21 protein-coding genes are annotated in these 21,008 nt (G+C 31.7%); 8 read left to right on the plus strand and 13 right to left on the minus strand.

Annotated elements, in window-relative coordinates:
* From ACVC08_RS10110 to trmB, 4 genes are all read right to left on the minus strand, one after another.
* Positions 1-1,137, minus strand: coding sequence for an Mrp/NBP35 family ATP-binding protein (locus ACVC08_RS10110; RefSeq protein ID WP_452601944.1), 1,137 nt, complete (start codon positions 1,135-1,137; stop codon positions 1-3).
* A 224-nt stretch (positions 1,138-1,361) separates the two neighbouring features.
* Positions 1,362-1,691, minus strand: a complete 330-nt coding sequence (locus ACVC08_RS10115; RefSeq protein ID WP_452597726.1) for an MGMT family protein — start codon at positions 1,689-1,691, stop codon at positions 1,362-1,364.
* 4 nt (positions 1,692-1,695) lie between these two features.
* Positions 1,696-2,328, minus strand: a complete 633-nt coding sequence (locus ACVC08_RS10120; protein ID WP_452597727.1) for a LysE family transporter — start codon at positions 2,326-2,328, stop codon at positions 1,696-1,698.
* A gap of 2 nt (positions 2,329-2,330) precedes the next feature.
* Positions 2,331-3,005 (minus strand): tRNA (guanosine(46)-N7)-methyltransferase TrmB, encoded by a 675-nt coding sequence (gene trmB / locus ACVC08_RS10125; protein ID WP_452597728.1) that lies wholly within the window; start codon positions 3,003-3,005, stop codon positions 2,331-2,333.
* 115 nt (positions 3,006-3,120) lie between these two features.
* Here trmB and ACVC08_RS10130 point away from each other — a divergent pair, with 115 nt between their 5' ends.
* Positions 3,121-4,167, plus strand: coding sequence for a glycosyltransferase (locus ACVC08_RS10130; RefSeq protein ID WP_452601945.1), 1,047 nt, complete (start codon positions 3,121-3,123; stop codon positions 4,165-4,167).
* Here the strand turns inward: ACVC08_RS10130 and ACVC08_RS10135 are convergent.
* Both ACVC08_RS10135 and ACVC08_RS10140 read right to left on the minus strand, forming a co-directional pair.
* Positions 4,150-5,196: a sensor histidine kinase gene (locus ACVC08_RS10135; RefSeq protein ID WP_452597730.1), complete on the minus strand. Its 1,047-nt coding sequence runs from the start codon at positions 5,194-5,196 to the stop codon at positions 4,150-4,152. The genes ACVC08_RS10130 and ACVC08_RS10135 overlap by 18 nt on opposite strands.
* The gene (locus ACVC08_RS10140) at positions 5,196-5,879 is read right to left on the minus strand and encodes a response regulator transcription factor (protein WP_452597731.1); all 684 of its coding nucleotides are present in this window, start codon (positions 5,877-5,879) and stop codon (positions 5,196-5,198) included. The genes ACVC08_RS10135 and ACVC08_RS10140 overlap by 1 nt, the downstream gene beginning before the upstream one ends.
* A gap of 252 nt (positions 5,880-6,131) precedes the next feature.
* Between ACVC08_RS10140 and ACVC08_RS10145 the strand changes: the two genes are divergently transcribed.
* From ACVC08_RS10145 to ACVC08_RS10155, 3 genes are all read left to right on the plus strand, one after another.
* Entirely contained in the window at positions 6,132-8,438 is a 2,307-nt protein-coding gene (locus ACVC08_RS10145; protein ID WP_452601946.1) for a lamin tail domain-containing protein, read from the plus strand.
* Between the two features lie 84 nt (positions 8,439-8,522).
* On the plus strand, positions 8,523-9,506 hold the full coding sequence (locus ACVC08_RS10150) for a LuxE/PaaK family acyltransferase (RefSeq protein ID WP_452601947.1): 984 nt from the start codon (positions 8,523-8,525) through the stop codon (positions 9,504-9,506).
* Positions 9,507-9,606: 100 nt separating this feature from the next.
* Positions 9,607-10,065 (plus strand): YHS domain-containing (seleno)protein, encoded by a 459-nt coding sequence (locus tag ACVC08_RS10155; RefSeq protein ID WP_452601948.1) that lies wholly within the window; start codon positions 9,607-9,609, stop codon positions 10,063-10,065.
* Between the two features lie 101 nt (positions 10,066-10,166).
* Here ACVC08_RS10155 and ACVC08_RS10160 read toward each other — a convergent pair whose 3' ends face one another.
* Positions 10,167-10,547, minus strand: coding sequence for a hypothetical protein (locus ACVC08_RS10160; protein ID WP_452601949.1), 381 nt, complete (start codon positions 10,545-10,547; stop codon positions 10,167-10,169).
* An 8-nt stretch (positions 10,548-10,555) separates the two neighbouring features.
* A complete protein-coding gene (tyrS, locus tag ACVC08_RS10165) occupies positions 10,556-11,866 on the minus strand; it encodes a tyrosine--tRNA ligase (protein ID WP_452601950.1) in 1,311 nt (436 codons plus the stop codon).
* Between the two features lie 87 nt (positions 11,867-11,953).
* Here tyrS and ACVC08_RS10170 point away from each other — a divergent pair, with 87 nt between their 5' ends.
* A complete protein-coding gene (locus ACVC08_RS10170) occupies positions 11,954-12,964 on the plus strand; it encodes an NAD-dependent epimerase/dehydratase family protein (protein WP_452601951.1) in 1,011 nt (336 codons plus the stop codon).
* Between the two features lie 5 nt (positions 12,965-12,969).
* On the opposite strand, the gene ACVC08_RS10175 is transcribed toward ACVC08_RS10170, so the two are convergent.
* The 3 genes from ACVC08_RS10175 to ACVC08_RS10185 are packed head-to-tail and all read right to left on the minus strand — an operon-like array spanning position 12,970 to position 15,574.
* Positions 12,970-13,458: a DUF4296 domain-containing protein gene (locus ACVC08_RS10175; protein WP_452601952.1), complete on the minus strand. Its 489-nt coding sequence runs from the start codon at positions 13,456-13,458 to the stop codon at positions 12,970-12,972.
* Between the two features lie 36 nt (positions 13,459-13,494).
* Complete coding sequence (locus ACVC08_RS10180) at positions 13,495-14,844, minus strand: dihydroorotase (protein ID WP_452601953.1); 1,350 nt, start codon at positions 14,842-14,844, stop codon at positions 13,495-13,497.
* Positions 14,845-14,851: 7 nt separating this feature from the next.
* Positions 14,852-15,574, minus strand: coding sequence for a polyprenol monophosphomannose synthase (locus ACVC08_RS10185; protein WP_452597741.1), 723 nt, complete (start codon positions 15,572-15,574; stop codon positions 14,852-14,854).
* 183 nt (positions 15,575-15,757) lie between these two features.
* Between ACVC08_RS10185 and ACVC08_RS10190 the strand changes: the two genes are divergently transcribed.
* Both ACVC08_RS10190 and ACVC08_RS10195 read left to right on the plus strand, forming a co-directional pair.
* Positions 15,758-16,405, plus strand: a complete 648-nt coding sequence (locus ACVC08_RS10190) for a DUF4271 domain-containing protein (protein ID WP_452601954.1) — start codon at positions 15,758-15,760, stop codon at positions 16,403-16,405.
* Positions 16,406-16,431: 26 nt separating this feature from the next.
* Positions 16,432-17,178 carry a uroporphyrinogen-III synthase gene (locus ACVC08_RS10195; protein ID WP_452597743.1) on the plus strand — a complete coding sequence of 249 codons (747 nt, stop codon included), beginning with the start codon at positions 16,432-16,434 and terminating at the stop codon, positions 17,176-17,178.
* A 210-nt stretch (positions 17,179-17,388) separates the two neighbouring features.
* Here ACVC08_RS10195 and pckA read toward each other — a convergent pair whose 3' ends face one another.
* Positions 17,389-19,002, minus strand: a complete 1,614-nt coding sequence (gene pckA / locus ACVC08_RS10200; protein ID WP_452601955.1) for a phosphoenolpyruvate carboxykinase (ATP) — start codon at positions 19,000-19,002, stop codon at positions 17,389-17,391.
* Between the two features lie 66 nt (positions 19,003-19,068).
* Complete coding sequence (locus ACVC08_RS10205) at positions 19,069-19,458, minus strand: DUF423 domain-containing protein (protein ID WP_452601956.1); 390 nt, start codon at positions 19,456-19,458, stop codon at positions 19,069-19,071.
* Positions 19,459-19,627: 169 nt separating this feature from the next.
* Here ACVC08_RS10205 and ACVC08_RS10210 point away from each other — a divergent pair, with 169 nt between their 5' ends.
* On the plus strand, positions 19,628-20,992 hold the full coding sequence (locus ACVC08_RS10210) for a saccharopine dehydrogenase family protein (protein ID WP_452601957.1): 1,365 nt from the start codon (positions 19,628-19,630) through the stop codon (positions 20,990-20,992).
* Positions 20,993-21,008 lie beyond the last annotated feature (16 nt).

Genomic DNA, 21,008 nt, shown 5'->3' on the forward strand with positions numbered 1-21,008 from the left:
TTACTTTTTAACTGCTGAACATCCAGCCATTGTTGTAATTTTTATTGCTTCTGTTGGTGGTAAATCTGTATTTCTATTTACAACCTCTTGAACGACATTTTGAGTCAATTTTTCAAATGCTTTCTCTAAAGGCGTTGCTGTTTGTAATGCTGCTGGCCTACCTACATCTCCTGCTTCACGAATACTTTGTACTAATGGTATTTCGCCTAAAAGTGGTACTTGCAAGTCTTCAGACAAGTTTTTAGCGCCTTCCTTACCAAAGATATAGTATTTATTATTAGGCAATTCAGCTGGTGTAAAATACGCCATGTTTTCTATAATACCTAATACTGGCACATTAATACTCTCTTGCTGAAACATTGCAACTCCCTTTTTTGCATCTGCTAAAGCCACATTTTGAGGCGTACTTACTACCACTGCTCCAGTAATTGGCAATGACTGCATGATGCTTAAATGTATATCTCCTGTTCCAGGAGGAAGATCTAATAATAAGAAATCTAATTCTCCCCATGCTGCATCAAAAATCATTTGGTTTAATGCTTTGGCTGCCATTGGACCTCTCCAAATTACTGCTTGGTCTGGTTTAGTAAAAAAGCCTATAGATAATATTTTTATTCCATAGTTTTCTACTGGTTTCATTTTAGACTTTCCATCTACTGTTACAGATAAAGGGCGTTCTAATTCTACGTCTAACATTATTGGCATAGATGGCCCATAAATATCAGCATCTAAGACTCCTACTTTAAATCCCATTTTAGCTAATGTAACTGCTAAATTTGCTGTTACTGTAGATTTACCTACACCTCCTTTTCCTGAGGCTACTGCTACTATGTTTTTAATTCCTGGAATTGCCTTCCCTTTTATTTCTGTAGTTGCTGGTTTAGCTGGTGCTTCAACTTTTAAATTTACTTTTACTTGCGCTTTTGCGTATACTTTTTCGTGTATTACTCTAAGTATTTCTACTTCTGTTTTTTTACGTGCTTGTAAGGCTGGGTTTGTTATAGTTACATCTACAATAACCTCATCTGCAAATGTTACTACATTTTTCACAGCTCCGCTTTCTACCATATTTTGCCCCTCGCCTGGAACAGTTATAGTTTCTAACGCCTTTAATATATCTTCTTTATTAAGCTTCATACTTATTTCCTTAAGCAATAAGGACTTTTAATTATTAATATCTTAATCTTGTACAATTATACATCTACAAAACTAATTTTCACTAATTTAGACTTATTCTAAAGTGCAAATATACTACATATAGCTCGAAGAATGAAGTCTCTAGTTTGAAGTTTTTTTATAGTGCAATAATTGAAATTTATAAATTTAAATACACAAACCAAAAAGGATAAAACCCGAAAGCTTTACAGCTCTTTTGCAGGGTCCCAATAGATGCTTTCTAAATCTTGTATTTGGTTATCTACAACCTTAACTCCTTCACTTTCCAAAAGTTGTTGCATGAGGTTTGTGCCTTCAAAATGGTGCTTACCTGTTAACAACCCTTTTCTGTTTACTACTCGATGTGCTGGTACATCTTTTCCAGAAGAACCGTTCATAGCATAGCCAACCATTCTTGCACTTCGTGGTGCTCCTAAGTAATTTCCAATAGCCCCATAACTGGTTACTCTTCCATAAGGAATTAAACGAGCAACCTCATATACTTTATCGAAAAAATTTAAAGTTTCTGGTTTCATGACACTACCATTCTTTTATAATATTCACTAAAGTAACAATAGAGATAATAGCAGTAATTATGCCTATACTATAGTTCATATTTTTTTGAGATTTTATTTTTTTACTCTTTATTTTTTCAAAGAAAAACACATAAACATAGAGCATTACAAAGGTACCCATTGCTGCTCCTGCTACATACGAACAGACACTTGTTGTATCGAAAGCTAGCCAACCAAAAGATGCTAATGTAATACTCATATAGGCTTGATATGGTATTGGTAAAATATTTAAACTTGATAAAAATATTCCTTGAAAGAATCTGCTTTTTTTACTTTTTAGCGTAGTCTCTACATTTGGTCTACTGTCCTTCTTCTTTGCTAGCACTAAAAAATAGATAGTTATTAGAACAAATATAACAAAGGCCACTCGCTGCAAAATATCTACTACATCTGGATTACGGCTTAAATATCTAGCAAATTCTAAGGCTATTATAGTTTGAACAATAACAACAATACATACTCCTGCAGAAAAGACTAAACCTCTTGTATGCCCATCTTTTATACTAACTTTTGCAGCAGTCATATTTAATAAGCCTGGAGGTATAACACCTACTAATGCTATAACAAACCCCAAAAGAAAGATAAATGAAATACTCAAGTTTACTTAATTTTAAATCTAATATACGTAATTGGTTTGTTTTGTTCTAAGTATTGGCTTTCGTAATATGTTTGTATACTTGTTACTTCTTCCGGACTTCCTTCTTGTTTGTATACATTATGGTTTGCATAAATCACCTCATGTCCAGCCCCATGCAATAAACCTAATGTATACCCATGCATAAACTCGCTATCTGTTTTTAAGTGCATTAATCCATTAGGTTTTAAAATAGTTTTATATCGTGCTAAAAATGTAGCATTAGTCATTCTATGCTTTGTTCTCTTGTATTTTATTTGTGGATCTGGAAAGGTAATCCAAATTTCGTCTACTTCATTTTCTGCAAAAGCATGGTCTATTAATTCTATTTGTGTTCTTAAAAAAGCAACATTAGATATATTCTCTTCTATAGCTGTTTTGGCTCCTCTCCAAAATCTGGCTCCTTTAATGTCTACTCCTATATAGTTTACATTAGGGTTACGCTTTGCTAACTCTACAGAATATTCCCCTTTTCCACATCCTAATTCTAGAACTATAGGGTTATCGTTTTTAAAGAACGTTTTACCCCAGTTTCCTTTTTGTTTGTAGTTTCCTTCTACTAACTCCTCTCTACTTGGCTGAAAAACGTTTTCGAACGTTTCGTTTTCGTTAAATCTTTTGAGTTTATTTTTACTTCCCACAATAACTTAATGTTTTGGCAAAATTAAGGAAATATAATTGTTCGCTATTATCTTTATCTTTGATTTTATATAAGTTTTAAATTGTGCTATTGTATAAAGGTATTGTTAAAATATAATGAAAAAAAGAATTTTAGTTGCTCCTTTAAATTGGGGGTTAGGTCATGCCACAAGGTGCATACCTATTATAAATGCCCTTTTACAGCATAATTACACTCCTATTATTGCTAGTGATGGAGTTGCTTTGAATTTGCTTAAAAAAGAATTTCCTGATTTAATTTTTGATGAATTACCCCCATATAATGTTACTTATTCTAAAAAAGCTAGATTATTTAAATGGAAGCTTTTAATGGATTCCCCTAAATTACTTAATGCTATTAATGAAGAAAAAAAAGCAACCGAAGTCTTATTAAAAAAGTATACTATTGATGGTATTATTTCTGATAACAGATTAGGGGTTTGCTCAAAAACTGTACCTAGTGTATTTATTACACACCAATTAAATGTTTTAAGTGGTAGCACTACTTGGCTGAGTACTAAAATACACCAAAATATTATTAAAAAATTTAATGAATGTTGGGTTCCTGACAATGAATTCTCTCCTAATTTAAGTGGAAAACTAGGTCATACGACTAATAGCAGCTTACCTATAAAGTATCTTGGCCCGTTAAGCCGTTTTAAAAAAGATAAACAGCCGTACAATTATAAATTAATGGTTTTATTATCTGGTCCAGAGCCTCAACGTACTTTGTTAGAAGAAAAGCTTCTGAATGAACTTAAAACATATAATGGAAATATTTTATTTGTTAGGGGGGTTATTGAAAATAAAGTATCTGTCTCTCAAGTTGATAATTTTACCATATACAACTTTATGAAAAGTGATGATTTATGTTTTGCTATAAATACTAGTGAAGTTATATTATCTCGCTCTGGTTACACTACAGTTATGGATTTAGCAAAAATTGGTAAGAGCGCTTTTTTTATTCCTACACCTGGCCAATTCGAACAAGAATATCTTGCTAAAATGCTAAACGAATTAAAACTTGTTCCCACTTGCTCTCAAGATGAGTTTAAAACTGAGTTATTAAACCAAATTGAAGATTATAAAGGTTTAAATATAACTCATGAATCTCCTAATTTCGAGGCGTTATTCAGGCTTTTCTAGAGTAAAAGAGAACTCACTACCTACTCCTATTTCGCTTTCTACATATATTTTCTCATCGTGAGCTTCTATTATATGCTTTACTATAGATAGCCCTAAACCAGAACCTCCAACTTCTCTAGAGCGGCTTTTATCTACACGGTAAAAACGCTCAAACAAACGTGGTATGTTTTCTGAAGTAATTCCTTCTCCATTATCTGTAACTCTAACTATAACTTTATTTTTAATTAAGTTTTCTATACTAACCTCTGTTGTTCCTTTTTCTATTCCGTATTTTATTGAATTCACTATTAAATTAGTAAGTACTTGCCTAACTCTTTCTTTATCTGCCTTCACTAATATTTGAGTATCATAATCTACATCAAACACTAAAGACATTTTCTTTTTTGAGGCTTTCATCTCTAACATTTCATAGACACTTTTTATAAGTTCTACAATGTCAAAAACTTCAATTTCTAAACTTAAATCACCAGCTTCAAGTTTAGTTATCATATCTAAATCTTTTACAATGTAAATAAGGCGTTCTACTCCTTTATTAGCTCTATCTAGATATTTATCTCTTATTTTTTCATTATCTGCTGCGCCATCTAATAAGGTTTCTATATAGCCTTGTACTGTAAATAATGGTGTTTTTAATTCGTGAGAAACGTTTCCTAAAAACTCTTTTCTATATTCTTCTCTAACTTTTAATGTTTCTATTTCAATTTTTCTATCTCTAGCATATTTATCAATTTCTTCGGTAAGCGTTTCCATATTGGTTGTTATACGGTCTCTAGTAAAGCTAGCGCTTTCTAAAAGTTTTAAATCGTCATATATTTTTTTTACACGCTTATAAATAAAGTTTTGCACTCTATACTGTATTACGAAAAATGAAATGATATAGCACGATACAGCAAATATGATTAAATATAATAATGTAGGTAAGTTGAAGTTTACACCTATGTATAAAAAAACACCCATAAAGAGTGTTAATACTATTGTAATAACTAAAGATGTTTTAAACGCAAATTTATAAGACTTTTTTATTTGCATTATTCTACAAATTTATAACCGACACCTTTAACTGTTTTAAAACAATTGTCTCCAATTTTTTCTCTTAATTTTCTAATGTGTACATCTATTGTTCGTCCGCCAACAACAACTTCATTCCCCCATACTTTATCTAAAATATCTTCTCTTTTAAATACTTTTCCTGGTTTTGACGCTAATAATGACAGTAATTCGAATTCTTTTCTTGGTAAAAGAATTTCTTTATCTTTTAATAATATTTTGTATTCATCTCTGTTAATAACTAAATCGCCTAATTTTATTAGAGTTCCAGTAGCCTCCTCCTTTTTTAAACGCCTTAAAAGGGCTTTTACTTTACTTACTAATACTTTTGGTTTAATAGGTTTAGTTATATAATCATCTGCTCCAGCATCAAACCCAGCTACTTGAGAATAATCTTCACCTCTGGCTGTTAGAAAGGTAATTATAGTATCTTTTAATTCAGGTATTTTTCTAATATTTTCACAGGCTTCTATGCCATCCATTTCTGGCATCATTACATCTAAAATGATAAGTTGAGGCTGCTCCTTTTTAGCTTTCTTAACACCTTCAAATCCATTTTCGGCAGTAATAACTTCATACCCTTCGTTAGATAAATTATATCCTACTATTTCTAAAATATCTGGTTCATCGTCTACCAACAATATTTTAATATTACTATTATTCATTAAAAACTAGTTTAATTTTTAGTTCAGTAAAGATAAAACTATTAGGTATAAAAATAACATTTCAAAAATTAATAACAATAAAGTAACATAATTTAACCATTAATTTAACAGATCTTATATTCAACCTTATTATTACCTCTTTGTATATTAAACATCTGTTACATTATAGTTAAAAGTAGTGTTTTACAGGTAAGATACAAATTGTAAACATTTATTTCTTTGTATATTTGTAGACAATTTAATAAGAACATTATGAAAAAACTTTACTTTTTAATTACCTTTTTAACTACTTGCTTTGCTTTTAGTCAAGGTAATGAAACTTTTGCCAATTTCCCATCTACCAATACATCTTATGTTAATGGTACATTTACTGGGCAAGATGGTTCTACATGGTCCCACACACAATGTAGAGGAGATTTACAGATAACTGACCAGTCTATTATGATTGGAAGAAATAGAAGTCCACAGTCTGAATTTAATTCAGGAACTATAGCTGGTGGATTAGGGACAATTTCATTTGATTACATGCAAGCATTTGGAACAAATGTTAACCTTAATGTTTTAGTGAATGATGTTGTTGTAGGAAACGTAACGACTACATCTGAGCAAAATGTAGTTAAAAACTCACCAGTTTTTACAGTTAACCAACCAGGAAACATTGTAATTAAGTTTATTAATGTGAACAATAGTGATGGACAAGTTGTTATTGATAATGTTGTTTGGACTAATTTTGCTACTTCTTGTGGTGTTACTCTTCAAACGGCAACATACACTTGTAACTCTGCTACTGTAGGAGATAATAATGACTCTGTTACGGTAAATGTACCTTACACAGGTTCAGATATGGGTATTACATCTGTAACGACTACTAGTATGGGTGGCGTAATTGGAGGAGATAATCCTGCTTCTGTTGCAAATGGAACAATTACTATTACAGGACTTAACGAAGGTGATAGCTGGGATGTTGTGTTAAATGGAGGTGATTGCGATACTTTTAATGTTTCAGGAACAGTTCCTGCTGCAGAATGCGATCCTATTCCTAATACATGTTTCGATTTAAGTAATGGCATGGAAACTTTCGAGTTGGTTACCGTAACACCAAACTCTCAAACAGATGAATGGACTTTATCTTCTGGAACTTATAGCATGAATGGTTTTTGTGGTTCTGGTTGTACTGACCCTATTGAAACTTGGATGATTTTTGGGCCTCTAGATATGACTGGAGTTACAGATTTAGTATTATCTTTTGATGCAACTGAGAGCTTCGGTGTAACTGACCTTGTTTTCGCTTACACAGATTCTTACAGCGGATGTCCATCTACAACATCTTGGACAACTGCACAAACAATTACAGATGCTGGATCTTATGATGTAGACTTTGCTGCTGCTACAGGTACAGACGTATTTATTGGTGTTCAATATTTAGACGATGGTACTGGAGGTTTTTCTGGATGGAACTTATCTAATGTGTCTTTAGATGCATTTGGAACTTGCCCAACATTGGGCATGAGGCCAACCTCTAACTGTGCGGTTTGTGATTTAATTTTACAAACAGAAAATTACACTTGTGCAACAAATACTGCTGGCTCTAATAACGACCAAGTAACTGTAGAGATTCCTTACACTGGTAGTGAGAACACAATTACTTCTATCACTACTACAACTATGGGAACGATTGGAGGAGACGACCCTGCAACTACTGCAGATGGAACAATTACACTTTCTGGTTTATCTGAAGGTGACGCTTGGAACCTTACAATAAATGGAGGAGATTGTGATGGCACTACTGTTTCTGGAATAATAGCTGGCGCTCAATGTGACCCTACATTCTTAATAATAAACGAAATTCATGCAGATCCAGATGCTACTAATGGAGATGCTAATGGAGACGGTGTTGTAGATACTGGAGATGATGAATTTGTAGAAATATACAATACAAGTTCTAGCCCAATTGTAATGGACGGTTATGTGCTTTCTGATGGTGCTTCAGACAGACACGTTTTCCCTGCCGGAACTACTATTCCAGGAAATGGATTTATAACAGTATTTGGTGGTGGTACTCCAACAGGATTTACATCTCTTGTACAAACAGCAAGTACTAATAGTGTAGGTTTAAATAATGGTGGAGATACTGTTACTTTAAAAGACGATATGGGGCTTACTGTAACACAAGAAGTATATACGGGAGCAGGGAACAATCAATCTATAGCACGTGAACCAGATTTTACAGGAGCATTTGTACAACACACTGCTATAATGTCTAACCCTGTATTATTTTCGCCTGGAGAAAGAAACGATGGTACTACACTTTCTGTAGAACAATTTAATAGTGTTAACTTCTCTGTGTATCCTAACCCAACAAATACAGGATTTGTGAACATTACAACAACAACTAATGCACCTGTTAACGTTGTAGTATTCGATATTTTAGGAAAAGAAGTTATTTCTAAAACAATACAAAATAATACTTTAAATGTATCTAACCTAAAAGCTGGAATTTACATTTTAAAACTAAATCAAAACGAAGCTACCATCACTAAGAAATTAGTTATTGAGTAAGCTTTAGCTTTTCACTTTTAAAAGGAGCGTTATCTTGTGGTAACGCTCTTTTTTTTATTTATTTTTGCTTGGTAATAATTCTCAATGGTAGACCCTAATCGTATTTTTAATATTAAAACAGAAGCTGAGTTTACAAGTTTAGCTCTCGAGGTTTTTCGATACCAATTCGAAAACAATTTGGTATACCGTTCTTTTTGCGATTTATTATACAAGCATCCAAGCGATGTTAAGTCTGTAGAAGAGATTCCGTTTTTACCTATTCAATTTTTTAAATCACATACAGTTTTAAGTGATTCAAAAAATACTATAAAAAAAACATTTTCAAGTAGCGGAACTACAGGAAGTATAACTAGCAAGCATAATATTACTGATTTATCTATTTACGAAAAAAGCTTTACTAAAGGCTTTGAAGATACTTATGGAGCTATTGAAGATTATGTTATACTAGCATTATTACCTAGTTATTTAGAGCGAGAGGGGTCCTCTTTAATCTATATGGTAGATTCCATGATAAAGCAATCTCAACATCCCGAAAGCGGGTTTTATCTAGATAATTTAATAGCGTTAAGCAACACCTTAAAGCGATTAGATAACGAAGGTAAAAAAGTACTGTTAATTGGTGTTTCTTTTGCTCTTTTAGATCTAGTAGAATCTTATACATTTAACCTCCATAACACAATAATTATGGAAACGGGAGGCATGAAAGGTAGACGCAAAGAGTTAATTAGAGAAGAGTTACACCTTATTTTAAAAGCTGGTTTTGGTGTACCGCATATACATAGCGAATATGGTATGACAGAATTGTTAAGTCAAGCTTACTCTAAAGGTAATGGTATTTTTAATTGCCCCAATTGGATGCAAGTTCTAACAAGAGATCCAGAAGATGCCTTGAGTATTCAAACTACTAATAAAACTGGCGGTATTAATGTTATAGACCTAGCTAACGTTAACTCTTGTTCCTTTATAGCAACACAAGATTTAGGAAGAATACATAGAGACAATAGTTTTGAAATTATTGGACGTTTTGACACTAGCGATATTAGAGGTTGTAATTTGATGGTATTATAGTCCAGTATAAAATTATATTCTAAGCATAGCACTTAATTAATTTTGTAATATTTCGATAACATATACGACTTACTGCTAGTAACCGCGTATAGAAAAACACATGCTACAGTTTAAAAAAATAAGTTTAATACTACTCTTAGTCCTCGGAACTATTGCTGCACAAGCTCAAAATGATTATTACACAAAAAAAGGATATGCTATAGAAGGCTATGATTTAGTCTCTTATTTTGAAAATAAAGCCGAAAAAGGAGATAAATTATACACTACATCTTATGATCATGCTCGTTTTATGTTTGCTTCTCAAAAACATTTAGATTTATTTTTAAAGAATCCTAAACAATACTTACCCCAATATGGTGGATATTGTGCTTATGCTATTGCAGAAAAAAACAAAAAAGTTTCTGTAAACCCAAAAACCTTTGAGATTAGAGATAATAAACTCTATTTATTCTATAATTCTTGGGGAAATAATACTTTAAAACTATGGCAAAAAAATATTTTGAAAGGTTTGCAAAAAAAAGCCGACCAAAATTGGGACACTATAAAAAAAATTGATTGATTAAAGTTTATATAGTGTTATGAGAAAGAAAAATTAGTTTTAGTTGGTTGACTAATTTTTTAGAAGCCTGATTGCCTCTCAGCATTCAGGCTTCTCGATTTTTAGTCTATTTTTATCATAACTTTTTCTACAATAGCATTAGAAATTTCATTAATATGTTTACAGACTATTTTATTACCTGAAATCTCAGATATTTCTATAGTAAACACTTGTCCAATTAAAATTTTATGTTCGGCATTATCAACCTTATAAATAGTTGTTCTATATTTACAATCTGTTAACCATTCAACTTTGCTTGTATAGCTACACTTAAAAGACTTATAAGTGCTAATCTCTACAGAATCATTTCTAACAACAACTAAATCCTCATAATCCTTATCTAAAAATTTAAAAGTACCTACTTTAAAATTTTCACATTTTTCTTGACCTAAAACTGGCAATGAAAAAATGGTTATTAATATAATAATGATGTTCTTATTCATTAAAGAACTTAAACAACTCTTAAGATGTAAGTATTACGTTTCCCCTTATTTAGCACCACGTATTTATCGTGTATTAAATCGGAAGAAGTAATTTTATAGTCTTCTTTTACTTTATTCTTATTTACAGATACTGCATTTTCTTTTAATGCGCGACGTGCTTCTCCATTACTTGCTAAAAAGTTAGTTTTTGCAGCAAGCGCAGCAATCATATCTAAACCTTCTTCTAAATCTGCTGTTGTTATTTCTGCTTGTGGCACCCCTTCAAAAACATCTAAAAACAAGTTTTCATCTAGTGTTCTAATGTCTTCATTAAAAGTTTTACTAAATAAAATACCTGATGCTTTCTTAGCATTCTCAAAATCGTTTTTAGAGTGCACAAACGTCGTTACTTCTTCGGCTAAACGCTTTTGTAGTATACGTAAATGAGGCGTTTCATTATGTTCTGCTATTAAAGCATCTATAGTTTCTTTATCTAAAAATGTAAAGATTTTTATATATTTTTCTGCATCTGTATCGGTTGTATTCAACCAAAATTGGTAGAATTTGTAAACTGATGTTTTATCTGCATCTAACCAAACATTTCCGCCTTCACTTTTACCAAACTTAGAGCCATCTGCTTTAGTTATTAATGGGCAAGTCATCGCATACGCCTTTGCAGTATCGTCTCCTACATTCATTCGCCTTACCAACTCAGTTCCTGTAGTAATATTACCCCACTGGTCGCTTCCTCCCATTTGTAATTTACAACTCATGGCTTTATGTAAATGGTAAAAATCGTAGCCTTGTATTAATTGGTATGTAAATTCTGTAAACGACATTCCTACATTGCCTTCTTCTCCAGATAAACGCTTCTTTACAGAATCTTTTGCCATCATATAATTTACTGTAATACGCTTACCTACATCACGCGCAAAATCGATAAAAGAAAAACCTTTCATCCAATCGTAATTATTAACTAATACAGGCGCATTTTCATTAGAAGAATTAAAGTCTAAAAAACGAGATAAAACATTTTTTATTCCCGCTACATTATGAGCCAAAGTCGCTTCATCTAATAAATTACGTTCATCACTCTTTCCTGAAGGGTCTCCAATCATTCCAGTAGCTCCACCAACCAAAGCAATTGGTTTATGCCCAGCTTTTTCTAAGTGAACTAATAAAATTATTGGCACTAGGCTTCCAATATGTAAAGAATCTGATGTAGGATCAAAGCCAATATAGGCTGTTGTCATCTCTTTATTTAATTGTTCTTCTGTTCCTGGCATGATATCGTGTACCATTCCTCTCCAACGTAATTCTTCTACAAATTTATTAGCCATCTTGCTTAATTTTATTTTAACAATAGCAAAGATAAAAATCAATGCATAACTAGTAAGCAATATTGAATAATTCTTTACTTTAGTACTATGATTTTAGTAACTGGAGGAACAGGATTAGTTGGTGCTCATTTATTATATCGCCTAGCTAGCGAAAAACAAAAGGTTAGGGCTATATACCGAAATGAGAAAACATTTAAAACTGTAAAACGTATTTTTTCTTATTATTCTAAAGATGTGACTTCTCTTTTTAATAGTATAGAATGGGTTAAAGCAAATTTAAATGACATCCCTGCACTTACAGATGCATTTAAAGACATTACTCATGTTTACCATTGTGCTGCTTTAGTCTCTTTTGAGCCAAACAAATTTGATCTTTTACAAAAAACTAATATTGAAGGTACTGCAACAATTGTTAACCTATGTATTAGTAATAATATAAAGAAACTATGCTATGTAAGTTCTATTGCTGCTTTAGGGCAATCCATAAATAACACTCCTATATCTGAGACCTCTGAATGGAATAACGAGGCTGAACATGATGTGTATGCTATTAGTAAATATGGTGCGGAACTAGAAGTATGGAGAGGAACCCAAGAAGGTGTTAATGCTGTTATTGTTAACCCTGGTGTAATTATTGGCCCTGGTATATGGAAATACGGAAGCGGTTCGTTAATTAAAACGGTACACAAAGGCTTAAAGTATTACACTTCTGGAAGCTCTGGTTTTGTTGGTATTTATAATGTTATAGATAGTATGGTAGAGTTAATGAATAGTAATATAAAAAACGAACGTTTTATATTAGTTTCTAACACATGGAGCTACAAGCAGTTTTTAACAACCTGTGCAAATAATCTACAAGTAGAACCACCTAAAAAAGAAGCTACAAACAGTTTACTACAAATAGGCTGGAGATTAGATTGGTTAAAGCATAAACTAACAGGTAAACGAAGGAAGTTAACTAAGCAACTTGTAAAATCTTTATCCACAACTACCGTTTATGACAACTCTAAACTTAAATCGTATATAGATATTAAGTCTAAGCCTTTAAACGACACAATAAAAAAAGTTTGTGATCTCTATTTAAAGGATGTTAACTAGCCTTTTTATTTAGGCTCTTTTGGCACTGGCTTAACTCTAGATTTTTTATTTTGAAAAGCACTTTTCTTTACAGCTTTATCCTCTAGTTTCAGAGAAGTCTGTTTTCTTTTAGCTTTAACAGAGTCGTCTTTAGCTTTTTTTTCAGCTTCTTCTATAAGTTTATATTTATCTCTTAATTTAGTTAAACTATCCTTTACTCTTATGTATATGCTTTCGTACTTTTTAATATTAAAAGAATAGTATTCATTATTTTGTACAAATAGTAAACTATCTATATTATTTTTCTTATAAATATATTCATCTGGTATTATACCATTATTTTCAAACCGTTTTTTATTTACTCCTTTTGCAGAGGAAACAATAGCCATATCTACCAAAACAGCGACCATTTCATCCTCAGATAATAATCGTTCTGGTTTCTCTGGCGGCTGCACTTTGTAGCAAGCATTTAATAATAGCAATGCTAGTAAGTATAAAATTCCTTTTGTTTTCATGTCTCTACAAATAAACTACTCGATTATAATTTAGCTCTATTCTCTATTAAAAGTTAGTTGTTTTGCATATTTAGTATCGTAAAACTTAAAGTTTTTATATGCTAAACCTCCATTTACAAACGTATGAGAAATTCTAGATTTAAAGGTTGTTCCTTCAAAAGGAGACCAACCACATTTATATAAAATATTTTCTTTAGTTACTGTCCATGGATTATTTAAATCTACAATAACTAAATCTGCATAGTACCCCTCTTTTATATAACCACGTTTTTCTATTTGAAATAATATAGCAGGATTATGGCACATTTTTTCTACTATTTTCTCTATAGAAATTAATCCTTTATGATGCATTTCTAACAACGCAGGTAAGGCGTGTTGTACCAAAGGTCCACCTGATGGGGCTTTGGTATATACATTGTTTTTTTCTTCTAATGTGTGTGGTGCATGATCTGTTGCAATAACATCTATTCTATCATCTAATAACGCTTTTAAAAGCTGTTCTCTATCTTTTTCTGTTTTTACAGCGGGATTCCATTTTATGTGTGTTCCTTTTTCTTCATAATCTTTATCACTAAACCATAAATGGTGTATACAAACTTCTGCCGTAATTTTTTTATCTTTTAAAGGTATTTTATTAGAAAACAATGCTGTTTCTTTTCCTGTAGATAAATGAAAGACGTGTAATCTAGCTCCTGTTTTCTTTGCTAATTCTATAGCTTTAGAGGATGATATATAACATGCTTCTTCACTACGTATAATAGGGTGCATATTTACAGGAATATCCTCTCCATAACGTTCTTTATAAATCTCCATATTAGCCCTAATGGTCGCTTCATCTTCACAATGTACAGAGATTAACAAATCTGTACTAGAAAATATTTTTTCTAGCACTTCTGGGTTATCTACAAGCATATTTCCTGTAGACGAGCCTAAAAATAATTTTAACCCAGCAACTTGTTTTACATCTACTTTTAAAATCTCTTCTAAATTATCATTGGTTCCTCCAAACATAAATGAATAGTTTGCATATGCTGTGTTTTTAGCAATCTCAAACTTATCATTTAACTTTTCTATTGTTGTTGTTTGTGGGTTTGTATTTGGCATTTCTATAAAGGAAGTTATGCCACCTGCAACTGCTGCTCTAGATTCTGTTTCTATATTTGCCTTATGCGTTAAGCCAGGTTCTCTAAAATGAACTTGATCGTCTATAGCTCCTGGAATTACGTATTTACCTTCTGCATCAAAAACATGAACATCTGCAGATTTTGCACTAATGGACTCACTAATTTCTTTTATATAATCTCCTTCTATTAAAATATCGCCATTAAAAATAGTTCCTTCATTTACTATTTTAGCATTTTTAATAAGTGTAATTCTTTGGTTCATTTTTCGATTATTTTTTAAATAAACTTTTAAATTTCATTGTTATAACTCCAAATATTGCTTCAGAAATAATTCCTGAGCTCAATTTAGATTGTCCTTTAGTTCTATCTGTAAAAATCACAGGAACTTCTACTATTTTAAATTGTTTTAAATACGCTTTAAATTTCATTTCTATCTGAAAAGCATACCCTACAAACTTTATCTCATCAAGGTTTAATGCTTCTAAAACACTTTTCTTATAACATACAAACCCTGCTGTAGTGTCTTGAATACGCATACCAGTAATTAACCGAACATAAATTGAAGCACCATAAGATAAAATAACTCTACCTAGGGGCCAATTTACAACATTTACACCTTTTACATACCTAGAACCGATGCTAACATCTGCTCCTTCGTTTGCACAAGCCTTATATAACCGTTCTAAATCTTTAGGATTATGAGAGAAATCGGCATCCATTTCAAAAATGTAATTATAATCTCTTTTTAAACACCATTTAAAACCATGAATATACGCCGTACCTAATCCTGACTTTTCTTTTCTAGATTCTAAAAACAAACGATTAGGATGTTCTTTTTGAAGTGTTTTCACTTTTTCTCCTGTTAAATCTGGAGAATTGTCGTCTACTATTAACACATCGAATGCTTTCTCTTGAGCAAAAACCGCTTGTATAATGGCTTCTATATTCTCAATTTCATTGTAAGTAGGAATAATAACGACTGCGTCTGGCATTGATAATTTTTATTTTGTAGCAAATGTACATTTTTTAACACACACGTTTTTTAAATATTTCTTAATATTAATAAGTCTTTTAAAAGAAAAAAAATAACAATACCACCTTATTAGAATAATAATTTTAGAGTAAAACTAAAGAAAGTTATAACAAATTCTAAATAAATATAATAATTTTGAAACATGTTAAGAGATATCATTTCTACCGAAATTTTCACGATATTAATACTAATTGGCTTACTATTTGTTGCCGCTGCAAAATTACTACACCCAAAACGGTTTAATGATTTTGCATCTATTGTTATTAATTTTAAATACTTAAAAGTCTATTCTAGAGATCAAAAGTTTTTAGATGGTTTTGAAGCATTGTTATTTAGCAACCTTGTTATAGGCTTATCTATTTTTAGCTATCAATTTTACACAAAAAGTAAAACCATTATTGATGCTTCCCATATATTATTATATAAAATAGGGGCTGCAATTGCTTTATTCATTTTAATAAAAGTGTTACTAGAACGCCTAATTAGTAGCATTTTAAGCATGGAATCTATTATTAACGATTATTTATTTCAAAAAATAAGTTATAAGAATTATATAGGTCTATTACTAATTCCTATTAATGGATTCCTCATTTATTCTTTAAAACCTGATGCTCTTACATTTACAATTGTCTTTGGTTTTTTAGCAATTATTAATTGTATTGGAGCGCTTTCTTTTTTTAAACGCAATCAAAGTCTAATTAAAAATAATTTCTTTTATTTTATTTTGTATCTTTGCGCACTCGAAATTTCGCCTTACGTGATTTTGTATAAGTTAATTACAAACATTTAAGAGTATAAAAATTAAAGCTATTAAGTATGAAAGTGAAAACAATTTTAGTCTCGCAGCCAGAACCTAAAATAGAAAATTCTCCTTATTTTGATCTTTCAGAAAGACAGAAAGTAAAAATAGACTTCCGCCCTTTCATTCATGTAGAAGGTGTGCCTTCTAAAGAAATTAGACAACAAAAAATAGATTTATCTAAATTTACTGCTATTATATTAACTAGTAGAAATGCTGTAGATCATTTCTTTAGAGTTGCAGAAGAAATGCGCTTTAAAGTTCCAGATTCTATGAAATATTTCTGTCAATCTGAAGCAGTCGCTTACTATTTACAAAAATATGTTGTCTACAGAAAGCGTAAAATTTATGTAGGTAAACGTACTTTTGCAGAGTTATCGCCTCTTATTAAAAAATATAAAGACGAATCGTTTTTACTACCAGCTACAGATAAATTAAAGCCAGCTGTGCCTAAAATATTAAACGATTTAGGGGTTAACTGGAGAGAAGCTGTTTTTTACAAAACTGTAATTAGCGATTTATCTGATTTAGAAAATGTAACTTATGATATTCTTGTATTCTTTAGCCCATCTGGTATAGAATCTTTATTTCATAATTTCCCTAATTTTCAACAGAATGATACACGCATAGCTGTTTTTGGTAACACCACAATAAAAGCTGTTGAAGCTAAGGGATTACGTGTAGATATTGCTGCACCAACACCAGAAACACCATCGATGTCTATGGCTTTAAAAAAATATATAGAATCTGTAAATAAGAAATAAACTTAGATACATATTAATACTTAAAAAAAGCTTCTCGATTGGGAAGCTTTTTTATTTTATATACAAACAGTTATAACCTATAAAGCATTCTTTAGCTTATTAATATAAAGTAAAGTCTCATTTACAACGTTTTGTTTACTTATTTAAATAACAAACCCTTAGAGCTACTATACTCTAAGGGTTTGTTATTTATATATAAAGATATCTTTATTACGACCTCACATTTGGAGCTCCTGCTAAAATTTCTGCATTAGCATTATCTTCAAATTGTTTAAAGTTATTTTTAAATGATACTGCTAGTTTATCTGCAGTATTATAATACCCTTCATCATCATTCCATGTTTGTCTTGGGCTTAATACTTCTGTTGGTACGTTAGGACATGTTCTTGGCTGTTCTACTTTAAACACTGAGTGTATGTGGTAGTTTCCTTTATTTGCTTCTTCTAAAGAGCCATCCATTGCTGCAGTAATCATAGCACGCGTGTACTTTAGTTTCATTCTGCTACCAACTCCATAAGGCCCACCAGTCCATCCTGTATTTACTAACCAAACTGTTACACCTGCTTCTTGCATTTTCTGGCTTAACATTTCGGCATATTTAGTAGGATGTAATGGCATAAATGGTGCTCCAAAACATGCAGAGAAACTTGGTACTGGCTCAGTAATTCCAGCTTCGGTTCCAGCTACTTTAGCTGTATATCCAGAGATAAAGTGATAAGCCGCTTGACCTGGTGTTAATTTAGAAATTGGAGGCAGTACACCAAAAGCATCTGCTGTTAAAAAGAAGATGTTTTTTGGGTTTTTTCCTATTGATGGTACTTTAATATTTTCTATATGGTTAATTGGGTAACTTACTCTTGTATTTTGAGTTATAGAGGTATCTTCAAAATCCACCTCTTTAGCATCATTCATGATAACATTTTCAAGAATAGCACCTTTTTTAATTGCTCCATATATTTCTGGTTCTTGTTCTGCCGATAAGTTAATTACTTTAGCATAACAACCTCCTTCAAAATTAAATACTGTATTCTCACTAGTCCAACCATGCTCATCGTCTCCAATTAAGCTTCTATCTGGGTCTGTAGATAACGTTGTTTTTCCTGTTCCAGACAACCCAAAGAAAATAGCAGTATCTCCTTCTTTACCAACATTTGCACTACAGTGCATTGGCAATGTATTTTTAAATACTGGTAATATAAAGTTTAATGCAGAGAAAATACCTTTTTTAATCTCTCCTGTATAACCAGTTCCTCCTATTAATGCTATTTTTCTAGTAAAATCTAGAATAGCAAAATTATGCTGGCGTGTTCCATCTTCTTCAGCATTAGCCATAAAACCAGGCGCATTTACAATAGTCCATTCTGGAGTAAAATCTTTCAATTCTTCCTCAGTAGGGCGTAAAAACATATTTGAGGCAAACATGTTACTCCATGGATACTCGTTAATAACACGAATATTTAATTTATAATCTTCGTCTGCACAGGCATAACTATCTCTTACAAAAACCTCTTTGTTAGATAAATAGTTAGTAACCTTGTCATATAATTTTTGGAACTTATCCGCATCAAAAGGGATATTAATATCTCCCCACCAAATACGGTCTTTTGTAATATTGTCTTTTACAATAAATCTATCCATTGGCGAACGCCCAGTAAATTCTCCTGTATTAACAGCTAAGGCTCCAGAAGAGGCTTCAACACCTTGCCCCTTGGCAATTGTAGTGTTATGAAGTTGGTCTGGGGTTAGTTGATATTGTACGTTAGCATTCTTGATTCCGTACTTTTCAAGCGAAATCGTTTTCGTAGATTGTGTATGGTTTACCATAATTTAGTTATCTTGTTTAAGATGCAAAATTAATGATTATTATAAAACTAGATGTTAAAAAATAAATTAATTATCTACATTCCTTACAAAGCCAAGCCCCATAACTATCCAAGCGATTATTAAAAGTAGTCCTCCTATAGGAGTTATTAATGCAATTTGTTTAAAGTTGAATCCTGAAAGAGTGTTTGTGGCTAATCCGTAAATAGAACCTGAAAATAATAAAACGCCAGCAATAACAAGAAAAAACACTCGCTTTTTTGTTTGTATTGTTAGCTTGTCTACAGTTCCTACAAACAATAACATAAACGCATGGTACATTTGATAACGCACCCCGGTTTCAAAAGACTGTAATGCTTCTTCTGTTATTAATTCTTTTAAACCATGAGCTGCAAATGCTCCTAAAACAACGCTTAAAACACCTATTATCGAAGCCGCAATTAAAATTTTTTTATTCATTTTATATTCTTTTTAAATTATGAAATCATAAAAACTCCTAGTACACATATAGGTTATACTCCCTACTATTTTTATAATAATATTTATATTTTGAGTTTTTATAACAGTTACATTTTACTACATTCGTTTTCTTAAATTTAAACACAAAATTACTTAACATATATCGATTATGCGAAAGATTTTAATTATTGGTTCAGGAAAATCGGCTTCTTATTTAATAAAATATTTTTTAGATAAATCTGAAAAAGAAAACCTCCACATTACTGTAGGAGATTTAAGTATTGATAATGCTAAAAAATTAACAGGAGATCATAAAAATGCAACAGCAATTACATTAGATGTTTTTAATGAAGACTCTCGTGTTAGTGCTATTAAAAATGCAGACATTGTTGTTTCAATGCTACCAGCACGTTTTCATATTGAAGTTGCTAAAGATTGTATTACTTACGGTAAAAATATGGTTACGGCTTCTTATGTAAGTGAGGAAATGCAAGCTTTAGATGAAGATGCAAAAGCTAAAGGTCTAATTTTTATGAATGAAATTGGAGTAGATCCAGGTATAGACCATATGAGTGCTATGCAAGTTATAGACCGTATTACAGATAAAGGTGGTAAAATGATTTTGTTTGAATCGTTTACTGGAGGTTTGGTAGCGCCTGAGAGCGACAATAATTTATGGAACTACAAGTTTACTTGGAATCCAAGAAATGTTGTTGTTGCTGGGCAAGGAAGCGCTGCTAAATTTTTACAAGAGGGTACTTATAAGTACATTCCTTATAATCGTTTATTTAGACGTACCGAATTTTTAGAAATAGATGGTTATGGCCGTTTTGAAGCTTATGCCAATAGAGACTCTTTAAAATACCAAAGTGTATATGGTTTAGAGGACATTAAAACTTTATACAGAGGTACTATTCGCCGTGTAGGGTTTTCTCGTGGCTGGCAAGTACTAGCGGCTTTAGGCATGACAGATGATAGTTATACTATAGACGATAGCGAAAACATGAGCTATAGAGATTTTGTAAACTCCTTTTTACCTTACAGTCCTACAGATTCTGTTGAATTAAAGTTTAGGCATGCTATTAAAATTGATCAAGATGATACAATTTGGGACAAGTTTATTGAGTTAGATATCTTTAGTTCAACAAAAATGGTAGGATTAAAAAAGGCTACACCTGCTCAAATTCTTCAGAAAATTTTGATGGATAGTTGGACTTTAGATGAAGATGATAAAGACATGATTGTTATGTACCATAAATTTGGTTACGAGCTAGATGGTAAAAAACATCAAATTGATGCTACTATGGTTACTATAGGGGAAGACCAAACTTATACTGCAATGGCAAAAACAGTAGGCTTACCTGTAGCGATGGCAACTATGGCTATACTTAATGGAAAAATTAAAACACCTGGTGTTTTAGTACCAATTACTAAAGAGGTATACGAACCTATTTTGCAAGAGCTAGAGGATTATGGCATTGTTTTTAATGAAAAGGAGGTTCCTTATTTAGGTTATAACCCTTTAAACGTTTGAAGAGCACCTAATACAG

This window comes from Pontimicrobium sp. MEBiC06410 (genome assembly GCF_053601615.1).

Coding starts and splice junctions, on each gene's coding strand:
- ACVC08_RS10110 (WP_452601944.1), bottom strand. CDS start 1,137: ATGAAGCTTAATAAAGAAGATATATTAAAGGCGTTAGAAACTATAACT.
- ACVC08_RS10115 (WP_452597726.1), bottom strand. CDS start 1,691: ATGAAACCAGAAACTTTAAATTTTTTCGATAAAGTATATGAGGTTGCT.
- ACVC08_RS10130 (WP_452601945.1), top strand. CDS start 3,121: ATGAAAAAAAGAATTTTAGTTGCTCCTTTAAATTGGGGGTTAGGTCAT.
- ACVC08_RS10135 (WP_452597730.1), bottom strand. CDS start 5,196: ATGCAAATAAAAAAGTCTTATAAATTTGCGTTTAAAACATCTTTAGTT.
- ACVC08_RS10140 (WP_452597731.1), bottom strand. CDS start 5,879: ATGAATAATAGTAATATTAAAATATTGTTGGTAGACGATGAACCAGAT.
- ACVC08_RS10145 (WP_452601946.1), top strand. CDS start 6,132: ATGAAAAAACTTTACTTTTTAATTACCTTTTTAACTACTTGCTTTGCT.
- ACVC08_RS10150 (WP_452601947.1), top strand. CDS start 8,523: ATGGTAGACCCTAATCGTATTTTTAATATTAAAACAGAAGCTGAGTTT.
- ACVC08_RS10155 (WP_452601948.1), top strand. CDS start 9,607: ATGCTACAGTTTAAAAAAATAAGTTTAATACTACTCTTAGTCCTCGGA.
- ACVC08_RS10160 (WP_452601949.1), bottom strand. CDS start 10,547: ATGAATAAGAACATCATTATTATATTAATAACCATTTTTTCATTGCCA.
- tyrS (WP_452601950.1), bottom strand. CDS start 11,866: ATGGCTAATAAATTTGTAGAAGAATTACGTTGGAGAGGAATGGTACAC.
- ACVC08_RS10170 (WP_452601951.1), top strand. CDS start 11,954: ATGATTTTAGTAACTGGAGGAACAGGATTAGTTGGTGCTCATTTATTA.
- ACVC08_RS10175 (WP_452601952.1), bottom strand. CDS start 13,458: ATGAAAACAAAAGGAATTTTATACTTACTAGCATTGCTATTATTAAAT.
- ACVC08_RS10180 (WP_452601953.1), bottom strand. CDS start 14,844: ATGAACCAAAGAATTACACTTATTAAAAATGCTAAAATAGTAAATGAA.
- ACVC08_RS10185 (WP_452597741.1), bottom strand. CDS start 15,574: ATGCCAGACGCAGTCGTTATTATTCCTACTTACAATGAAATTGAGAAT.
- ACVC08_RS10190 (WP_452601954.1), top strand. CDS start 15,758: ATGTTAAGAGATATCATTTCTACCGAAATTTTCACGATATTAATACTA.
- ACVC08_RS10195 (WP_452597743.1), top strand. CDS start 16,432: ATGAAAGTGAAAACAATTTTAGTCTCGCAGCCAGAACCTAAAATAGAA.
- pckA (WP_452601955.1), bottom strand. CDS start 19,002: ATGGTAAACCATACACAATCTACGAAAACGATTTCGCTTGAAAAGTAC.
- ACVC08_RS10205 (WP_452601956.1), bottom strand. CDS start 19,458: ATGAATAAAAAAATTTTAATTGCGGCTTCGATAATAGGTGTTTTAAGC.
- ACVC08_RS10210 (WP_452601957.1), top strand. CDS start 19,628: ATGCGAAAGATTTTAATTATTGGTTCAGGAAAATCGGCTTCTTATTTA.